Source organism: Penaeicola halotolerans (assembly GCF_016464625.1).
In the GTDB taxonomy this organism is placed as follows: domain Bacteria; phylum Bacteroidota; class Bacteroidia; order Cytophagales; family Cyclobacteriaceae; genus Penaeicola; species Penaeicola halotolerans.
Map to the genome: position 1 here is coordinate 555,011 of NZ_JAEAGO010000001.1, position 17,269 is coordinate 572,279.

The window sequence follows — 17,269 nt, forward strand, 5'->3', positions numbered from 1 at the left end:
CGGAAATGGAAAAGCTACAATTCAAAGAAAGCATATATGCACCTGCTCAAAAAGTGTATGAATTGATGCTAGGCCTCAAAGACAAGCGTACTTATGAGTATTGGACAGCTGAGTTTAACCCTACTTCTACCTTTGAAGGGAGTTGGCAAAAGGATAGCAAAATCCACTTTATAGGCACAGATGAATCGGGCAAAAAAGGTGGGATGGTCTCTATGATAGAAGCACATCTACCTGCTGCTTTTGTCTCGATCAAGCATATAGGGTTTTTGGATGGGGATATAGAAGTGACTACGGGTGAGCAAGTAGAAAAATGGGCTGGCGGTCATGAAAACTATTCCTTTGAGGAAAAAGGAGGCATCACTACAGTCACAGTAGACTTAGATACTATAGAAGATTATCTAGCTTACTTTCATGAAACCTACCCTAAAGCCTTGCTAAAGCTTAAAGAGCTTGCGGAGAAATAATGATAGATTAAGTAATATTTTTTTAACTTATCTATTAACACGTACAAACCACCAAATCACCTTATATGAAAGTATTCTTTTTCCTTATTTGCTGTGCGATAAGCTTTAACTCATTTGCGCAGATCAATCCCACAGACTCTACAGTTCAAGTCATTGCTTATTGGGATCTAAATGAACAACAAACCTATGCTGTAACCCTTGATAAAATCAGAATTAAAGACTGTGATACACTTTCTAGTGAAAGAATTTCCTATATGATTGACATGAAAGTCATCGATTCTACAGCAAATAGTTATTTAGTGGAGTGTATTTATCGTGATTTAAAGTCTGATAATAATGACCAATTGTTGAAAGATTTAAGGATGATAGCGGAACAGGTTAGAGTAGTAGTCAAAACAGACGAGCTGGGAATGATAGAAGGAGTTGAGAATTGGAAAGAGGTGAGGGATTTTTTTGGAAAAAGTGTACAAATGATTAAGGAAAAGTATAAAGATGTTCCCAGAGTAGATAAAATTGTCAAACAAACATCTAGTATGTTCATGACTAAAGCGGGAGTAGAAAACGCTTCTATACAAGATATACAGCAAATGCTCACTTTTCATGGAGCTCAGTATAAGCTAGGTGAAATGTTAGAGATATCTCTTTATACTCCCAATAATTATAATCCTAATGAGCCTTTTGACACCGAAGGCATAGTATTATTAGATGAGATAAATTTTGAAGACTATCATTTTGTGATGCGATCAAATCTTGAAGTTGACTCTGAACAGCTAACAAATGCTACGAAGCAATACCTTACGGAAATGGCTAAATCTTTAAAAGTACCCGCACCTAATTTTGATCAGGTAAAGGCACTTACCAATGTGACAAATATTGCTTCTAGGATTCATGAAACTGGATGGATAATGTACAGCATCTTGACTAAAGAGGTGCGTGCAGAAGGTGAGGTCCAAATAGAGGAAAGAATCATTGAGTTGATGTAAGAAAAAACCATTTTGATAAAAATTGAATACTAACCCCAACCTTATAACATGAAACTAATAGATCGCTTTTTAAAGGCCAAACACTGGCAGCTGTTCATACCACTTTTTGGTATACCAATCATATTCCAGTTTTATATGACGTCTATGATATTTGCTAGCATCAATCAAACTCAACCCGATCCTTCTGTAGTGTTTAGTATCATGGGCTTTTTTCCAATAGTGATGCTACTGGTGATGGGAGTGCTTTTTACCTGGATATGGTCTGTAGGCATAGGGCTTCAAGATAAAATCCCCTCTACTGTAAAGATGAAAACGAAAAAGTTTAAAATCTTCTTTTTCATTCCCGTTGGCTACCTTTTAATGTTCATACTAGGTATGACTGTCTTTTTTAGCAACATGCCAAGTCTTTTAGAACATACCGACCCAACTGATTTTAGCTTAATTTTCAGTTTATGGATCATTATATTTCCATTACACTTCTTTGCGATATTTTGTATTTTCTATTGTATGTATTTTGTAGCGAAGACACTTAAGACAGTGGAGCTACAAAGGGCTACTACTTTTTCTGACTTTGTAGGAGAATTTTTCTTGATTTGGTTCTATGCAATAGGTGTTTGGATCCTCCAGCCAAAGATCAATAAGATGGTAGAAAACCAACCTCAGTAAATGTCCAACATTCATTTTGCAAAGGGTAAAATATCTGTTCACGCAATAGGGAAACAGCGTTTTTGGATAGGAATAGCAGTAGGTTTTATATCAGCTATTGCTATTTCTTTATTTTTCAATTACTCTAGAGAGGCTATTAGAGTTCAATCAATTCTCTATGGAGACCTTTTGATTCTAGAAAAGCAAGAGAGACTCTTTTTTGATTATTTCTTCTCATTGCTGGCTTCTGTATTGGGACTTTGTATGACGATCTGGATATGGCTTCAAAGTAAAAAGCATACAAGGAAAAAGGAGAGTCTATTTAAGGGTTTATCTATCACTAATTCAAGCTTAATTTTTTGGGTTATTCTGATGATGGTCTCCCGTTTTGGCTCAATATTTCCTATAATTTTAATGGGTCTTCAAGGGATAGAAAACTATTTAGATGGTTTGAAAGAGTTTTGGATATTGCTGCTGCTACTCCCATTAATGACTTTTCTCCAAAGTTGGCAGACGGTGAGATTGGTTTATCAAACAAGGTGGTGGATAGTTTTATCTTTCATTTGCTGTGTAATTCTCAGTGTAGTACTTCAAAAAATAACCGCTGTCAATCAGGAAAAGGTCAACAAAGTATATTTCCAAAAGTTAGAGAATGAATTTTCTAATATTGATGAGCAAGTGAAGTTTGCCAAAGAAGCATATTACCTTGTTTTTGATCCTCAAACGATCAAGGTCTTAAAAATGCAGAGAACAGTAAGTTCCTTAGATCAAATTGATAAAGTGAAGAAGGCATTTTCAAGTGATAGACTCGTTTCTTTAGATACTATTCTGCTACAAAAGATGATACTTAGAAACTTCAAAGAAGCTAGAAGATATAATCATTGGGAAGAGGACGCAGATGTTTGGATGTATGCTACACCTAAGAACATACGACATCAGCTCAACTTATATAACGAAAATGCGGTTGAAACTAAAGAATTGTTTGCAGTACTTCATGAAATCATTTCTACAGTCAACACTCCCAAGATACCTTGGGATTCCATGAATAGATATTCCGCGCTAGACAAGAGAAGAAGCTATTGGGATTTCAATAGTGATGCGAAAGCCTTGATTCAACAATTGATAGATGTAAGAAAAGAATTAGTGGCAAATAGTAAGTACCATGACTTATCTAAAGATTTAGAAGAGATAAAAGTTCAAGATTAGAAATTATTAAAAACTTGAAACTAAAGTAGATAATATCTTCCTTCTGAATTCGTCTTATTCACCACATCTCTACATACAAGCGGCATTTGATTGGCTATGAAAATTTGTCTCCCCAAAAGGCATCAAAATCTGCTAATATTCTCCTAATTTTGTGAAAATCAATGTTTTAAAAAAGGGGAGATGTTATTGCGGTCATGTATCATAAGCTTTTTACTCTGGGCATTTTTGCCATCCTACTTGGTACATAGCAAGGTGGAAAGTACTGCGATGACCGCTGCTAAAAAGGAAGAGAAGCTAGCAGCATACATGCGCATGGTTTATGACCAACTTGAAGTGCTGAATGACAAACCTGATTTTCTTGTTTTTCAAAAGGCCTTGAGTGGTTTTTTGCAGTTGAGCCACGCTGATCAGATTGAAAACAAGCTGTTAACTATCATTGATTTTTCTTTGCCTTCCACACAAGAGCGTCTTTGGATCATAGACATGACTAGCCAAGCGATCATTTATCAATCATACGTAGCACATGGGCAACAGAGTGGGGGACTTTATGCAGAGCATTTTTCTAATAAGCCCAATTCCCATCAAAGCAGCCTTGGTTTTTATATCACAGGTGAGCCCTATCAAGGCAAGCATGGACTCTCACTGAGACTAGACGGTCTGGAAGCTGGTATCAATGACAAAGCACGCGAAAGAGCCATCGTGATCCATAGTGCAGACTATGTGAGTCAAACTTTCATAGAGCAGCATGGTAGATTAGGTAGAAGTCACGGCTGTCCAGCCATTCCAAAAGAAGCCCATGAAAAGATCATCCAACAGATCGCTGGGAAATCTTGCTTGTACATCTATCATGATTCGCCTGCTTATCACGCTCAGTCGCAAGTGCAGCTATCCAGTCAAGTGCTGAATGCTATGATCATAGAACTCATACCAACTACTGATCTCCCCAATCAACTTAATTAGCCGCTAGATTCGGCCTTTCATAAGCCTGCTTCAAGGCAGCTACCAAGATAGCATCTCGGTCATAGATATCTGGCCTAAAATATACGGTGCCTTCATCATCTGCCCAAGAAGTCAGATAGATCAAGTGTACAGGGATAGCCTGAGTAAATCGAATAGTCTTTGGATTGGGTTGTTTCAACAAGCGATCTATGTCCTCAGCAGCTACACTAGGATGTGTCTCTACGAGTATCTTGGCAAACTCGATGGGTCGATTGATGCGAATACAGCCAGAACTAAATGTGCGCTCAGTTTGGTTGAAAAGATCCCTCGTAGGTGTGTCATGGATATACACATTGTGGCTGTTGGGAAACATAAACTTCACTTGTCCCAAAGCATTGTCTTTTCCTGGCATCTGACGGATCATGTAAGGAAAGTTTCCAGAAGAGGCTTTTTGCCAATCGATCTTAGAGGGATCCACTTCCTTACCCTCTCTGGTGATCACTTTCATGTTCTTTTGCGCGAGGTAGCGGATGTTTTTACGCACAGCGGGGATGATGTCATTGTTGAGAATGGTGGGAGGTACTGTCCAGTCAGGATTGAGCACCATAAAGGTCATCATCGAACTAAATACAGGCGTTCTACGGTAGGTTCTCCCTACGATCGCTTCCGTCTCAAAGACTACCTTCCGATTTTCAATCAGTTGCATATTGAAGTCTGCGATGTTGACCATGATATGCTTGGCTCCCAAAGAGTCATCGATCCATCGCCAGCGCTCCAAGTTAGCTGCGATCGTCTCTATGCGTTGATCAACGGTGATGTTGAGAGCTTCTACAGTTTTAGGCCCTAGCGTACCATCAGGCGTGAGTCCATTTCTTCTTTGAAAGATGAGCAACTGCTGGTGCAGACTTTCATCAAAAAGCGTAGAATCAGAAGTGTCTATCGAGATAAAACCTTGTGTCTTGGCCAAGCGATTTCTCAGTAGAATGACATCTGGATGACTCATACCTTTGACCAATTTAGGCTCTGTTGGATTAAAAGCTGCCCAGCCACCATCAGCTTGAATGCTTCGGTATTTGAGTAAGGCTTTTTGCAGATTGGTATATTGAAAATGATGCGGAACCAATGACTCCAGCGTTTCGGCTATTTTCTCGGCTTGTAAAACTGAATCTACGAAGGTCGGCCAATTGATCTCGAGATCTCTTTTGGCAGCATTCCACTGAGGATCTATTTTGGTAGCATTTGTCTTTCCAGCGGCCAGGTGTGAGGCTAGTAGGAGAAAGCTGTCCGTCAAGAGCAGCTCTAGTTCTGCGACATCCTCTGCAGAAGTAGGGTTGCTATTGGCGATCTTCTCGATCAGATAGTTGATACTCGTGAGGTGATAATCCTCAGGATTGAGGCCATTTTGTGTAGCATTTTCGATAGCGCTGAGTAGTTCTCTGACATTGTTTTCAGCATCCCATTTTTGAGAGAGTAGACCATTACCTTTTTGATACAGCTGATCGATCAAGTCAAGCTGCAAGATCGGTTCACCCACTGTCAGGGTAGAATCAGTAGCGATGGAAGCTATCTTTAGGCTTAGTTGATCAGATACTGCTTGTTTATCAGGTTTATTGGTACATCGAGAAAAACCAAGGGTAAGTATTATCAGGATAAAAAGTAGTATTGAAGGCTTGATACGTTTCATCTTTAGACGAATTAGTTTCTAACTCAATATAAGCTAAAAATGACCCATATCCAAGGTATCTAAGGCGTAAGACTTATATCTGCTGTAAGGATTACCGTAACTCATAGCTTCACCAAATCTCAAAATCTTGCCAAGCTGTTGAAATCTTGAATAGATTTCGATTATATTCATCAGTAGAGATAAAAGGCCCAAAATCAGATAGATATCACCAGATAGGGTAGTCTCAATAATATCAAAACGCGACTCAAAATTTTAGACATTGTATAATGACTACAAAAGAAGTTTTAGACGACTTAGGGCAATTCTCAGACTTTGATAGTGCATTATTTGAAAAATATGCACTAAGGAGAAAGCTGGATAAAAATGAAGTGCTCTTGCATGAAGGCGAGATATGCAAAAGCTTTTTCTTTATTCTGTCGGGGGCATTTTTTCAATTTCAGACTGTTGATACAGACGAGGTGATTATTGATTTGCATTTACAAAATGAGTGGATGTTCAATCAAGAGAGCCTCACCGAACAAGTGCCTTCAAATACTACGATCAAGGCTTTCACCAAATCAGAAATAATTGAGTTGAGTCTTCACAGTTTTCATCACCTTAGTTCACAAGCACCAGCATTTTTACAATTTGGTAGCATTTTAAACCAAACTAAACACAGGACTTCACTTTTTGATAATTCACTAAGTCCTGCTGACAAATACCATTATATCAATTTGATAAAACCAGAGTTAACGAAAGTGTTTCCACTTAAAATGATCTCATCTTACCTAAAAGTAGCCCCTGAAACATTGAGTAGGGTGAGGGCGAGGCGTTGAATTTATTGATTTCAATCAAGTGTCATTTTAAGAACTTATCACAACCTTTGAGAAAAAGATATCATTATGCTAACAGCGATCATCCCAAAAATACCCATGCGTAACAGGGCTTTGACCTACACGTACTATGTGGAAAAATTAGGTTTCAAATACATCGGTAGTGATGACTTTGACCAATATTTAATTGTCGAAAAAGATGGCTTACAAATTCACTTTTTTGAGTTTAAGACACTCGATCCAAAGGAGAATTATGGTCAAATCTACATACGTACTAAGGATGTGGATAAACTGTATCAGGATTTTCTTCAAAATAAAGTAGAGATTCACCCAAACGGACATTTGGCCAATAAGCCTTGGGGTCAAAGGGAGTTTGCTTTACTAGATCCAGATAATAACCTACTCACTTTCGGACAGGATAAAAGCTAAAGGGTTGTATCAAACCTCACAAAAACAGGAGGCAATTGATTGTTTAATTTTCGTAAAAAGTATATCTATCCCAAATTATATTTCAAACTAGGCGTTCTCTAAATGTAGAAGATAATCTAAAAATTTAGATTGCTATATTTAAATACTTAAAGATTTTAAAAAGCTAAAACTCGAGGCTAGATGAGGATTATTCAAGGTATTTCAGTTTTAATATACCTCTTGGCATTTTTTAGTAAAGGTTATTCTCAGAATATATTTCCTTACGAAAGTGAAATAGAAAATAAGGATGACTTCATATATGAGGATATTGATTTTTTTAACATGGAAGCTGATATCCAACTTTCTGGTACTTTGATTAAACCCAAGCAAGCTTTTGAGAAAATAGCGGTAATTGTTCCAGGAAGTGGAAAAGACACGCGATATGCCCATTTTGTACTAACAGAAGAACTTCTGAAAGCGGGTATTGCTGTATATCGATTTGATGAGAGAGGTGTAGGGAGATCTGAAGGTGAATATTCTGAACTTGTTGAGACTTTATCATGGGATATAAGTGCTGCTACTGATAAGATAAAACAGTTATATACAGATAAAAAGATTGGTTTTATAGGGCATAGTCTTGGTGGAGTCGCCTCTTTATTGTCATTTAAAAATCATACTAGTCCAGAATTTCTAATACTGATAGAGACTCCTGTGATCAAAAATGGTGATTTTGTTATCCATCAAATTAGAATGGATTATGAGAATAGTATACCAGAGGTAATGAGACAGGGAAAATCTAAAACAGAAGTGTTAACCTTCTTGGAAGGTTATAAGCAAGTTTTGACTGAGAGCGATAAAACTTCCTTCAAAAAGGATTTAAAGAATTACATCAAAGCGAGTGGATTTCAAAAGAAGTTTATTCGGCTAGCTAAGGATGATTTATTCGTGGAAATGTCAAAGATTGATTTAGAAGCTACTCTAAAAGAAGCTAATATCCCTATCTTATATCTCACAGGAACGAAGGATAATATCATTGACAATGAAAAGGAGGTTAATTTGATTTATTCATTTGAAAATGAGAATATTGAAGTTCATATTTATGAAGGATTGAATCATTATTTAACAGATAGAAATGGAAAGGTAGGCTCATCTCTTTACCAAATGGATGAAGAACCGCTTTCCTTGATTATAGACTGGTTAAGTGAATGAAAGTATTTCCTTTCTATTTGATTTTGTTCCAAATGTGTATTTGTAGAGACGTCCATTTATGGCGTCTCCTTTTTAATCATCGAAATGGTTGAAACCATTTTAAGGAGGTGGTACGAGCATCATAACCCACGGTTTACATCCCGCACATGCGGGACTATAAATATGTCACGCCTGCCTTAAGAGCTGTATCATCTGCACCATCATCGTAGAGACGTCCATTTATGGCGTCTCTATTGCTGACATCACCCTATCATTACCATCCCTTTGGGAGGCAGGTTCGACCCACTTCCTCCGTGTTGGAGGTAGGCGGGGTCGTTAACTATCCACTACCGATTAGCTATAAACATCTCCCTTCAGGAGACAGGTGAGACCCATTCTGGGTCTGGAATGCCCGTTTCTTGATCCCATGCCCGTTTTGTCATCCTGACGATAGAAAGGATCTCGTAGCAGAAAGCCTGCTGACCTACCTCTTCCAGCTGGTCACAATATGCATCGGATGAAACAATAAAGGCCTGAATGGCCGTGACAGACTAGCATAGGGTGAAGCCCTATGTTGGTCAGTTCCGTTACAAACACTAGCCCTGTAAGGGTGTAACTGGGAGAGAGTATACCAAATATGACAGGTCTTTTTGTTGCGCGCCTGCCTGCGGCAGACAGGCCTTCAGAACTTTATCATTCGTGCATTCGTGGCGGTAATAATTAATTCGACCTACTTCCTCCCTGTTGGAGGCAGGCGGGATCTTAGGTGGCTCTTTGAGCTAGTATATTGTAGCCAATCAAAGTCAAATCTCAGTGAAATTACCTCCCGAAAAAGTACAAGGACATTTTTGAAGCTCTACAGCACTTAAAAATTTCACTATTGATAGAATCTGCGGTATTTACTTGATGTTTATCCGACTTTACCTAGGGTTTCCCCAGGGTTATCCTCGACTCTTCCTCGACTCTTCCTCGAGTATACTTCGACATTATTTTTTCAGAGACCCTTTGCGCTACCCCTAAAATGGCACTTTTTGGAAATTCTTAGAATACCATGAATTCTTCAAAATAGATAAAAACAAAGGATTTTGAGCCGATTTACCTCTGCTTACTAAAAAGCCCATTAATCTCCAGATCTACCTTAGATACAATCTCTGAGAAATCTTCCACATGAGTCACAAAGTCTAGGTGATTCACATCAATGATCAGTAGCTTGCCTTTGTCATAATTAGCGATCCACTCCTCATAGTGTTCGTTCAGGTTTTTGAGATAGTCTAAGCGGATCAGGTTCTCATAGCTACGACCACGCTTTTGGATCTGTGAGACGAGTTTAGGGATGTCCGCACGTAGATAGATCAAAAGGTCTGGTGCTTTGACAAACTTCGTCATGCTATTGAATAGCTCAAGGTAGTTGGCATAATCTCTCTCTGAAATCAAGCCCGACTTCTTCAAGTTTGCCGCAAAGATGTGCGCATCCTCATAGATCGTACGGTCTTGAATCACACTCTTTTCGCTTTCACGAATGCGGATGATCTGATTAAATCGACTATTGAGAAAGTACACTTGCAGGTGAAAGGACCAGCGTAGCATATCCTCATAGAAGTCAGCCAAGTAGGGATTATTATCCACCGCCTCAAATTGTGCTTCCCAGCCATAGTGTTTGGCAAGCTTGTCTGTGAGGGTAGTTTTTCCTGAGCCGATATTTCCTGAGATAGCGATATGCATGGTATTTGTTTGAATAGGGGAATGCGAAAATAAATAAAAAGCCTGATTGGCTAAAGGGATTTGAGAGACAAATAAAAATCTCTCAGATACCACATTGTCTCTGAGAGATTTAATTTTTTGAGGCTTAAATGCTTACTTTTTCAAGAAGCGAGGAGCTACCACAAGGTCTTTAGATCCTGGAGTATATTGATAGAACCCTTCTCCTGTTTTTACACCTTTATAGCCAGCTTCCACCATGTTGACTAGGAGAGGGCATGGGGCATATTTAGGATTGCCAAAGCCATCGTGTAGGACATTCAAGATAGACAAGCATACATCTAGTCCGATAAAGTCAGCCAACTGCAATGGTCCCATAGGATGCGCCATACCGAGCTTCATGACAGTATCGATCTCTTCTACACCCGCTACACCTTCAAATAATGTGATGATCGCTTCATTGATCATCGGCATGAGGATCCTGTTGGCTACGAATCCAGGATAGTCATTGACCTCTACAGGGATCTTGCCAAGTGTTTTAGAGAGTGCCATGATCTGCTCCGTCACTGCATCTGAAGTGGCATAGCCTCTGATGACTTCTACCAGTTTCATTACTGGGACTGGATTCATGAAGTGCATGCCGATCACTTGCGCAGGTCTTTTGGTCACTGCAGCGATCTTGGTGATAGAGATAGAGGAAGTATTAGAGGCTAAGATCGTACTAGGCTGGCAAAGGTTGTCCAGTTGCTTAAAAAGGTCTAGTTTGATCGTGAGGTTTTCAGTAGCGGCTTCAATGACAAGGTCTGCTTTTTTGACATTGCTCAGCTCTGTATAAGTAGTCAGATTGCTCAAAGCCTTCTTTTTATCAGCTTCGGTGAGTGTGCCTTTGCTGACTTGGCGATCCATGTTTTTCTCGATAGTCGCCATGGCTCTATTGAGCGCATCTTGATTGATGTCGATAAGGGATACTTCAAAGCCGTTTTGCGCAAATACGTGGGCGATGCCATTGCCCATGGTTCCAGAGCCGATTACTGCTATATTCTTCATATTTGGGTTATTAGTATATGGATGTATGTTAGTATTATGGTATTCAAAACTAAATCTGTCCTGACGTAATTCCAATCTTTCAACTACTTAAATTCCGAATGGTTGGTAGATCTCACGATTTTCCATGTCAAAAAGCCTTACCTTTGAGCCAAATTAAAAGAAACGCATGCAAATCGGTAAATTCAATCAGTTAGAAGTGAGCCACTTGGTGGACTTTGGTTTATATCTCAATTCAGAAAAGGGGCAAATATTGCTTCCTACCAAATACACTACAGGGGAGGAAAAGCCAGGAGATATCCTCAATGTCTTCATCTACACAGACTCTGAAGATAGGCTAATCGCAACTAATCTGATGCCTAAAGCGCAATTGGATGACTTTGCTTGCTTGACAGTAAAGGCAGTACTACCAATAGGTGCTTTTATGGACATGGGCTTGGAAAAAGACCTCTTTGTCCCTAAGCAGGAAATGAGCGAGCCGATGAAGGAAGGAGAGCGCTATGTGATCAAGGTTTGTTTAGACTTCAAAACCAACCGCCTCATTGGCGTGTCAAAGTTAAGGGCATTTCTAAAGCGAGATACAGAGACTCTGAGTGAAGGGCAGCAGGTCAACCTAATGGTATATAAAAAGACAGATCTAGGCTATCTCTGTCTGATCGATGAGACTTATGAAGGTTTGATCTTCGAAAACCAGGTTTTCAAAAAGCTAAAAATAGGAGACAATATTACAGGCTATATCAAACAAGTGCGTGAAGATGGTAAAGTGGACTTGAGTCTGACGCCTATCGGCAAAGCGCGCTTTGGGCAAGGGGCTGATGAGCTCATGATGGTATTAGAAAAGGCAGGAGGATTCCTGCCTTATACGGACCGTACAGATCCTGAAGTGATCAAAGAGAAGTTGGGGATGAGCAAAAAATTATTCAAAGCTTCCCTAGGGAACCTCTATAAAAATAACGTGGTCAAACTACTTCCTGATGGAATTAGTTTGATAGCGGGTGAATAACTATCCCAACTTCAAAATATCATTAGGCGACTTACAGAGCACCGCATGATTGTTTTTGACAGCAATGGGCGCCTTGAGCATGTAAGGATGATTGATCAGAATATTGATCCAATCCTCATCATTAAAGTCATGTCCAGCGATCTTAGCTTGATATTCTGGATGCGCACGGTTGAGAAGGTCTTTAGCCCTAAGTCCTAAAAGATTGAGAAGCGTACGCCAAGCAGTAGAGGTGAGTCTTTCCTTTTGAAAGTTGAACTCATTTACATGGCGCGTGATCGCATAAGCCATCGCGCGTGTTTGTTTGGATCCATTGCTTTCGGGAGCATAATAGAAGAAAAGTTCGTTTGGATGCGTTTTCATAATATGCTAAGTATTTGATGAACAGTTAAATATATGAAATCAAACGCATTAAGTCAAATATTATTTCATATTTAGTGGGTTAGTCAGAATATTGAATATTCAAATGAGTCAGATAGATATTGAAGATTTTGAAAAATTATCTAAGAGCCATTTTTCAAGCAATAAAGATTTTATCAAAAAACTAAAAAAGTCGAAACCAAAGACATTGGATGAGACTTTTGAAAGACACCATGATACAGTCTTTGAGCAGATGGATTGCCTGACTTGTGCCAATTGTTGCAAGACGACCAGTCCGCTTTTTATCCGTACGGATATAGATAGGCTCGCCAAGACTTTTAGGATGTCTTCTGTGACATTTATTGATACGTACTTGAGGGTAGATGAGGAGGGAGACTATGTGCTACAGTCATCACCATGTCCCTTTCTCGGAGAAGATAATAAGTGCCTCGTGTATGAAGATCGCCCTAAAGCATGTCGTGAATACCCACATACCAATCGCAAGAAAATGCACCAAATTCTCAACCTGACATTGACCAATAGTACAATTTGCCCTGCAGTGCTACAAGTTCTTAACAACATGCGCAAAGCAGCTGGACAATAAATCAAGGAGAGATCCTATCGATCACGGCTTCATTGGTGATATTGAGACTATTCATCCTCAAAAAAAACCTCAAAGGAAACTCGTTGGCTGCTGCATCCTCACACTTTTCAGGAGATGGCTCTAGAAAGTAAATGAATATTTTTTGTTCCTGACTGACGAGTTCGATCTCATCTGGTCTTCCCAGTGCCGCAATGATCCCTTTGTTTGTGACGCCTTTGAAGTTTTCTCTGATACGCGTCAATTCTTCTACTTGCTCTAGTCTTAGTCCGTTACAACCGTATTTATCTTGTTGCCAAGCTGCTAAATCAAGATCCGCTGTGTCTAATTTTTCACCACAGGCACTGATGAAAAGGATGAAGAGAATGACTAGGTTACGAAATAAGGCTTTTTGCATGTTGATTGTAAGAGAATATGACTTTGATGAACCAAAGGTAGGAAATGATCCCATAACCGATGACTAAAATGCTGAGATAAGCAGTATCTAATCCACTAATTGGCAGCAATAGATAAAGTAATGCTGCGAAGAGTGCGATGCGAATGCTCTCTAACCAGCGAAACCACGTTTTGCCTTCAAATACCCCGCTGAAATTAACTGTAGTCCACATGATCATCACAGCTGCGGAGAGTTTTTGTAGAGTGCTAAAATCGCTGAGTTTGAATAAAAAGAGTGAAGTGAAAAGCAATACCCACAGGTATTGAAAAAGCACATAGGCATTGGCAGTAGGGCTAGAGGGTGTATCAAACTTTCGTTCATCAGGCCTAGGCTCGTGAGGTGCTCTATAGCCGCCAAGGTAGTCAGGCAGCCATCCTGGTTTCGCAAATACATACCTTAAGCGATCCTTCCAGTGGGGGATCTGCTTGATCTCTGTACCCATTTGCACATAGTGAGAGACATTGGCCCAGAGTGGATTCCAACTACCTAGTTGTTTGGTGATACCGTAGGTTGGCTTTTCTTCTTCTTTTTGGAAAGTGCCAAATAAGCGGTCAAAGATGATGAAGGTACCTCCATGGTTTTTATCGATGTACTTTGGATTACGCGCATGGTGTACTCGGTGATGGGAAGGGGTGTTGAGGATATATTCCAACCAACCCAGTGACTTGATAGACTCCGTATGGATCCAAAACTGATAGAGTAAATTAATTCCTGATACGATAACCAAGCTTACAGGATCAAATCCGATAAAAGCGAGCGGTAAGTAAAAGAAAAATGTCCAGATCACTTGTGTAGAGCTTTGTCTCAAAGCCACACTTAGATTATATTCCTCACTTTGGTGGTGGACACTATGACCACCCCAGAAGAGGTTGACCTCATGACTCATGCGGTGCGCCCAGTAATAGCAGAAATCATAGAGCAAAAAGAGCAAGCTGATCGTCCAGATATTGTTAGGAATTTTAGTGATCGACCAAAACTCATAGAAATAGGTGTAAATCCCGATAGATAATACTTTCAAGAATGCTCCAGATACTTGGGAGACTACGCCACAGTTGATATTGGTAATGGCATCATTGAGCCGATAACTTTCGTGTTTTTGTAGGCGATGTACGACCAATTCTATCCCCATGAGGATAAAATAAATCGGAATCGCGATAACTACTGGACTGAGGTTCATGTTTTTGTGTACTAGGAATCAAATAACTAGATGTGACAAGTTATGTTATTTAGCTTTTCACTAAAACTCTTCCTACGAAAATATTTATATTGCGCTCAAAATACCCACATCTCATGGACAAAATAGCAAAAGCCCTTCATACATTTTCCCTGTTGATTTTCATCGTTTATTTATTGTACAGCTATGCGGGATTGCCTGATCCTGTAGGCTATGATTTTGATACCAATGGACTGCCATTGAGCACCTTGAGCAAGACCGTTTATTTCTACTCAGCACTTGGCATCTTTATCTTATTCAATTTGATTTTCCTTGTTTTAGGCAGAGGAATAGAAGCCAATGTATTCAAGTCACTCAAGCAATACATCGGAGTGGATTATGCCTTTAAGAAAAATTTGATTTCATGGATATACAGTTTCGGGGGGATCTTGAATTTCTTCTTAGCGATCATCCTCTTCTTTTTCTCTTTACTCAATACCACGGAGAGTTTTGATATCAACTACTTCACTTGGCTGATCTATGTCGGTCCTATATTATTTACCGTTTGGATAGTAATGCTTTTTTCTATTTTCTTCAAGAAGGTAAAAAGTATGACAGTTTGAGTCGTAGTTCGATCTATTTCAAAAAAATCCTTTATATTCAATCGACCTTTTGAGCATCGGCTTGAAAGGCTTATTTGAACGCATTTCTATTCAATACCATGGCAGAAGAAAACATACAATATACCGAAGATAGTATACGCTCGCTTGACTGGAGAGAGCATATTCGGCTCCGTCCGGGGATGTATATCGGTAAGTTGGGAGATGGCTCAGCACAAGACGATGGGATCTATGTGTTGGTCAAAGAAATCATCGATAACTCCATAGATGAGTTTGTGATGGGCAATGGCCGCACGATAGAAGTTAAAATTAGTGAGCACAAGGTAGAAATCAGAGATTACGGTAGGGGGATTCCTTTGGGAAAAGTCATTGACTGTGTATCTAAAATCAATACAGGAGGTAAGTACGACTCTAAAGCTTTCCAAAAGTCTGTTGGTCTTAATGGAGTAGGTACCAAAGCTACCAATGCCCTCTCCGATTACTTCAAAGTACAGTCCTTTAGAGATGGTCAGACGAAGATGGCGGAGTTTGAAAAAGGCGTACTCATCAATGACGCTCCGATAGAAGCTAGCTCACAGCGCAATGGTACACTGGTTACTTTCCGTCCAGACAATACCATTTTTAAGAATTATCACTTCATTCCTGAGTATCTAGAGAATCAAATCTGGAACTATGCTTATCTAAATGCTGGTCTCACAATCAACTTTAATGGGCAAAAGTACCACTCTGAAAATGGCTTGCTTGACCTGCTTCGCAGAAAAGTAGATGAGGAGTCTGCACGCTATCCGATCATCCATCTCAAGGGAGAAGATATCGAGATCTCCATGACGCACTCCAATCAATATGGGGAGGAATACTACTCATTTGTCAATGGTCAGTACACTACCCAAGGAGGTACGCACTTGGCAGTCTTCAGGGAAGCGGTAGTGAAGACGATCAGAGATTTTTACAAGAAAGACTTTGATGCCTCTGACATCAGGGCAAGTATCGTAGCAGCGATCTCTGTGAGAGTGCAAGAGCCTGTATTTGAATCACAAACTAAGACGAAACTAGGTTCACAGAGTGTAGGCCCTGATGGTCCAACCATGCGTACTTTCGTCAATGACTTTATCAAAAAAGCACTTGACGACTATCTCCACAAACACCAAGATGCTGCAGATGCCCTGCTCAAGCGTATCCTCCAGTCTGAGCGTGAGCGCAAGGACATCGCAGGGATCAAGAAACTAGCCAATGAGCGTGCTAAGAAAGCTAACCTGCACAACAAGAAGCTGAGAGATTGCCGTGTACACTATGATGATCCAAAGGCGGATGAGGATGCTAAGAATAATACCATGCTCTTCCTCACAGAAGGGGATTCTGCTTCTGGTTCCATCACCAAGTCTAGGGATGTACAGACACAGGCGGTCTTTTCCCTCAGAGGTAAGCCACTCAACTGCTATGGCATGACCAAGAAGGTTGTGTATGAAAATGAAGAATTTAACTTGCTTCAACACGCACTCAATATAGAAGATGGTATAGAGAATCTGCGCTATAGAAAGATCGTAATCGCTACGGATGCCGATGTCGATGGGATGCACATCAGGCTTTTGATCATGACTTATTTCTTGCAGTTTTTCCCTGATCTGGTCAAAAATGGTCACCTGTACATCTTGGAGACACCACTCTTTAGGGTGCGAAATAAAAAGGAGACGATCTATTGCTATACCGATGAGGAGCGTCAGCGGGCGATCCACAAGTTGGGAAGTAAGCCTGAGATCACACGATTCAAAGGACTAGGAGAGATTTCTCCAGGGGAGTTTGCAGACTTCATTGGAGAGAATATTCGCCTAGAACCGATCATTTTGAGAAAGGAAACCAAAATAGCTGATTTGCTCACTTTCTATATGGGTAAGAATACGCCTGACAGACAGAACTTCATCATTGATAACTTAAAGGTAGAAAAGGATGTGGTGCATGATCCTGCTGATAAAATAGTAGCGGAGGATGAAGAGATCGAAGCAGCTTGATTTTTTGACCTAGTAATAAGAT

General features: G+C 39.9%; 18 protein-coding genes. 12 read left to right on the plus strand and 6 right to left on the minus strand.

Annotated elements, in window-relative coordinates:
* The first annotated feature begins 5 nt into the window (after positions 1-5).
* From I5349_RS02455 to I5349_RS02475, 5 genes are all read left to right on the plus strand, one after another.
* Positions 6-464 (plus strand): SRPBCC domain-containing protein, encoded by a 459-nt coding sequence (locus tag I5349_RS02455; protein WP_226389141.1) that lies wholly within the window; start codon positions 6-8, stop codon positions 462-464.
* Between the two features lie 65 nt (positions 465-529).
* Positions 530-1,447, plus strand: coding sequence for a hypothetical protein (locus tag I5349_RS02460; protein ID WP_226389142.1), 918 nt, complete (start codon positions 530-532; stop codon positions 1,445-1,447).
* Positions 1,448-1,495: 48 nt separating this feature from the next.
* Positions 1,496-2,113: a hypothetical protein gene (locus I5349_RS02465; protein ID WP_226389143.1), complete on the plus strand. Its 618-nt coding sequence runs from the start codon at positions 1,496-1,498 to the stop codon at positions 2,111-2,113.
* Positions 2,114-3,298, plus strand: a complete 1,185-nt coding sequence (locus I5349_RS02470) for a hypothetical protein (RefSeq protein ID WP_226389144.1) — start codon at positions 2,114-2,116, stop codon at positions 3,296-3,298. It abuts the gene before it with no gap.
* A gap of 180 nt (positions 3,299-3,478) precedes the next feature.
* The gene (locus tag I5349_RS02475; RefSeq protein ID WP_226389145.1) at positions 3,479-4,258 is read left to right on the plus strand and encodes a murein L,D-transpeptidase catalytic domain family protein; all 780 of its coding nucleotides are present in this window, start codon (positions 3,479-3,481) and stop codon (positions 4,256-4,258) included.
* Here I5349_RS02475 and I5349_RS02480 read toward each other — a convergent pair.
* Complete coding sequence (locus tag I5349_RS02480; RefSeq protein WP_226389146.1) at positions 4,251-5,921, minus strand: L,D-transpeptidase family protein; 1,671 nt, start codon at positions 5,919-5,921, stop codon at positions 4,251-4,253. The genes I5349_RS02475 and I5349_RS02480 overlap by 8 nt on opposite strands.
* 266 nt (positions 5,922-6,187) lie before the next feature.
* Here I5349_RS02480 and I5349_RS02485 point away from each other — a divergent pair, with 266 nt between their 5' ends.
* From I5349_RS02485 to I5349_RS02495, 3 genes are all read left to right on the plus strand, one after another.
* Positions 6,188-6,736 (plus strand): Crp/Fnr family transcriptional regulator, encoded by a 549-nt coding sequence (locus I5349_RS02485; protein WP_226389147.1) that lies wholly within the window; start codon positions 6,188-6,190, stop codon positions 6,734-6,736.
* A gap of 66 nt (positions 6,737-6,802) precedes the next feature.
* Complete coding sequence (locus I5349_RS02490; protein ID WP_226389148.1) at positions 6,803-7,162, plus strand: bleomycin resistance protein; 360 nt, start codon at positions 6,803-6,805, stop codon at positions 7,160-7,162.
* Positions 7,163-7,342: 180 nt separating this feature from the next.
* Positions 7,343-8,350, plus strand: a complete 1,008-nt coding sequence (locus I5349_RS02495; protein ID WP_226389149.1) for an alpha/beta fold hydrolase — start codon at positions 7,343-7,345, stop codon at positions 8,348-8,350.
* Positions 8,351-9,424: 1,074 nt separating this feature from the next.
* Here the strand turns inward: I5349_RS02495 and I5349_RS02500 are convergent.
* Positions 9,425-10,051: a deoxynucleoside kinase gene (locus tag I5349_RS02500; RefSeq protein ID WP_226389150.1), complete on the minus strand. Its 627-nt coding sequence runs from the start codon at positions 10,049-10,051 to the stop codon at positions 9,425-9,427.
* 132 nt (positions 10,052-10,183) lie between these two features.
* The gene (locus I5349_RS02505; RefSeq protein ID WP_226389151.1) at positions 10,184-11,074 is read right to left on the minus strand and encodes a 3-hydroxyacyl-CoA dehydrogenase family protein; all 891 of its coding nucleotides are present in this window, start codon (positions 11,072-11,074) and stop codon (positions 10,184-10,186) included.
* A 166-nt stretch (positions 11,075-11,240) separates the two neighbouring features.
* On the opposite strand from I5349_RS02505, the gene I5349_RS02510 reads away from it, so the two are divergent.
* Entirely contained in the window at positions 11,241-12,074 is an 834-nt protein-coding gene (locus tag I5349_RS02510; RefSeq protein ID WP_226389152.1) for a CvfB family protein, read from the plus strand.
* On the opposite strand, the gene I5349_RS02515 is transcribed toward I5349_RS02510, so the two are convergent.
* On the minus strand, positions 12,075-12,434 hold the full coding sequence (locus I5349_RS02515) for an arsenate reductase family protein (protein ID WP_226389153.1): 360 nt from the start codon (positions 12,432-12,434) through the stop codon (positions 12,075-12,077).
* A gap of 103 nt (positions 12,435-12,537) precedes the next feature.
* Here I5349_RS02515 and I5349_RS02520 point away from each other — a divergent pair, with 103 nt between their 5' ends.
* The gene (locus I5349_RS02520; RefSeq protein ID WP_226389154.1) at positions 12,538-13,035 is read left to right on the plus strand and encodes a YkgJ family cysteine cluster protein; all 498 of its coding nucleotides are present in this window, start codon (positions 12,538-12,540) and stop codon (positions 13,033-13,035) included.
* Between the two features lies 1 nt (position 13,036).
* Here the strand turns inward: I5349_RS02520 and I5349_RS02525 are convergent, their stop codons facing one another.
* Positions 13,037-13,429, minus strand: coding sequence for a hypothetical protein (locus tag I5349_RS02525; RefSeq protein WP_226389155.1), 393 nt, complete (start codon positions 13,427-13,429; stop codon positions 13,037-13,039).
* Positions 13,407-14,645 carry a sterol desaturase family protein gene (locus tag I5349_RS02530; protein ID WP_226389156.1) on the minus strand — a complete coding sequence of 413 codons (1,239 nt, stop codon included), beginning with the start codon at positions 14,643-14,645 and terminating at the stop codon, positions 13,407-13,409. Before I5349_RS02530 ends, I5349_RS02525 begins: the two co-directional genes overlap by 23 nt.
* Positions 14,646-14,758: 113 nt before the next feature.
* Between I5349_RS02530 and I5349_RS02535 the strand changes: the two genes are divergently transcribed.
* Complete coding sequence (locus tag I5349_RS02535) at positions 14,759-15,244, plus strand: hypothetical protein (protein WP_226389157.1); 486 nt, start codon at positions 14,759-14,761, stop codon at positions 15,242-15,244.
* A gap of 98 nt (positions 15,245-15,342) precedes the next feature.
* Complete coding sequence (locus tag I5349_RS02540) at positions 15,343-17,247, plus strand: DNA topoisomerase IV subunit B (RefSeq protein ID WP_226389504.1); 1,905 nt, start codon at positions 15,343-15,345, stop codon at positions 17,245-17,247.
* Positions 17,248-17,269: the final 22 nt, after the last annotated feature.

Excerpts from the sequence above, each read along its gene's own strand:
- I5349_RS02455 (WP_226389141.1), top strand. The coding sequence starts at position 6 with ATGGAAAAGCTACAATTCAAAGAAAGCATATATGCACCTGCTCAAAAA.
- I5349_RS02460 (WP_226389142.1), top strand. The coding sequence starts at position 530 with ATGAAAGTATTCTTTTTCCTTATTTGCTGTGCGATAAGCTTTAACTCA.
- I5349_RS02465 (WP_226389143.1), top strand. The coding sequence starts at position 1,496 with ATGAAACTAATAGATCGCTTTTTAAAGGCCAAACACTGGCAGCTGTTC.
- I5349_RS02470 (WP_226389144.1), top strand. The coding sequence starts at position 2,114 with ATGTCCAACATTCATTTTGCAAAGGGTAAAATATCTGTTCACGCAATA.
- I5349_RS02475 (WP_226389145.1), top strand. The coding sequence starts at position 3,479 with ATGTTATTGCGGTCATGTATCATAAGCTTTTTACTCTGGGCATTTTTG.
- I5349_RS02480 (WP_226389146.1), bottom strand. The coding sequence starts at position 5,921 with ATGAAACGTATCAAGCCTTCAATACTACTTTTTATCCTGATAATACTT.
- I5349_RS02485 (WP_226389147.1), top strand. The coding sequence starts at position 6,188 with ATGACTACAAAAGAAGTTTTAGACGACTTAGGGCAATTCTCAGACTTT.
- I5349_RS02490 (WP_226389148.1), top strand. The coding sequence starts at position 6,803 with ATGCTAACAGCGATCATCCCAAAAATACCCATGCGTAACAGGGCTTTG.
- I5349_RS02495 (WP_226389149.1), top strand. The coding sequence starts at position 7,343 with ATGAGGATTATTCAAGGTATTTCAGTTTTAATATACCTCTTGGCATTT.
- I5349_RS02500 (WP_226389150.1), bottom strand. The coding sequence starts at position 10,051 with ATGCATATCGCTATCTCAGGAAATATCGGCTCAGGAAAAACTACCCTC.
- I5349_RS02505 (WP_226389151.1), bottom strand. The coding sequence starts at position 11,074 with ATGAAGAATATAGCAGTAATCGGCTCTGGAACCATGGGCAATGGCATC.
- I5349_RS02510 (WP_226389152.1), top strand. The coding sequence starts at position 11,241 with ATGCAAATCGGTAAATTCAATCAGTTAGAAGTGAGCCACTTGGTGGAC.
- I5349_RS02515 (WP_226389153.1), bottom strand. The coding sequence starts at position 12,434 with ATGAAAACGCATCCAAACGAACTTTTCTTCTATTATGCTCCCGAAAGC.
- I5349_RS02520 (WP_226389154.1), top strand. The coding sequence starts at position 12,538 with ATGAGTCAGATAGATATTGAAGATTTTGAAAAATTATCTAAGAGCCAT.
- I5349_RS02525 (WP_226389155.1), bottom strand. The coding sequence starts at position 13,429 with ATGCAAAAAGCCTTATTTCGTAACCTAGTCATTCTCTTCATCCTTTTC.
- I5349_RS02530 (WP_226389156.1), bottom strand. The coding sequence starts at position 14,645 with ATGAACCTCAGTCCAGTAGTTATCGCGATTCCGATTTATTTTATCCTC.
- I5349_RS02535 (WP_226389157.1), top strand. The coding sequence starts at position 14,759 with ATGGACAAAATAGCAAAAGCCCTTCATACATTTTCCCTGTTGATTTTC.
- I5349_RS02540 (WP_226389504.1), top strand. The coding sequence starts at position 15,343 with ATGGCAGAAGAAAACATACAATATACCGAAGATAGTATACGCTCGCTT.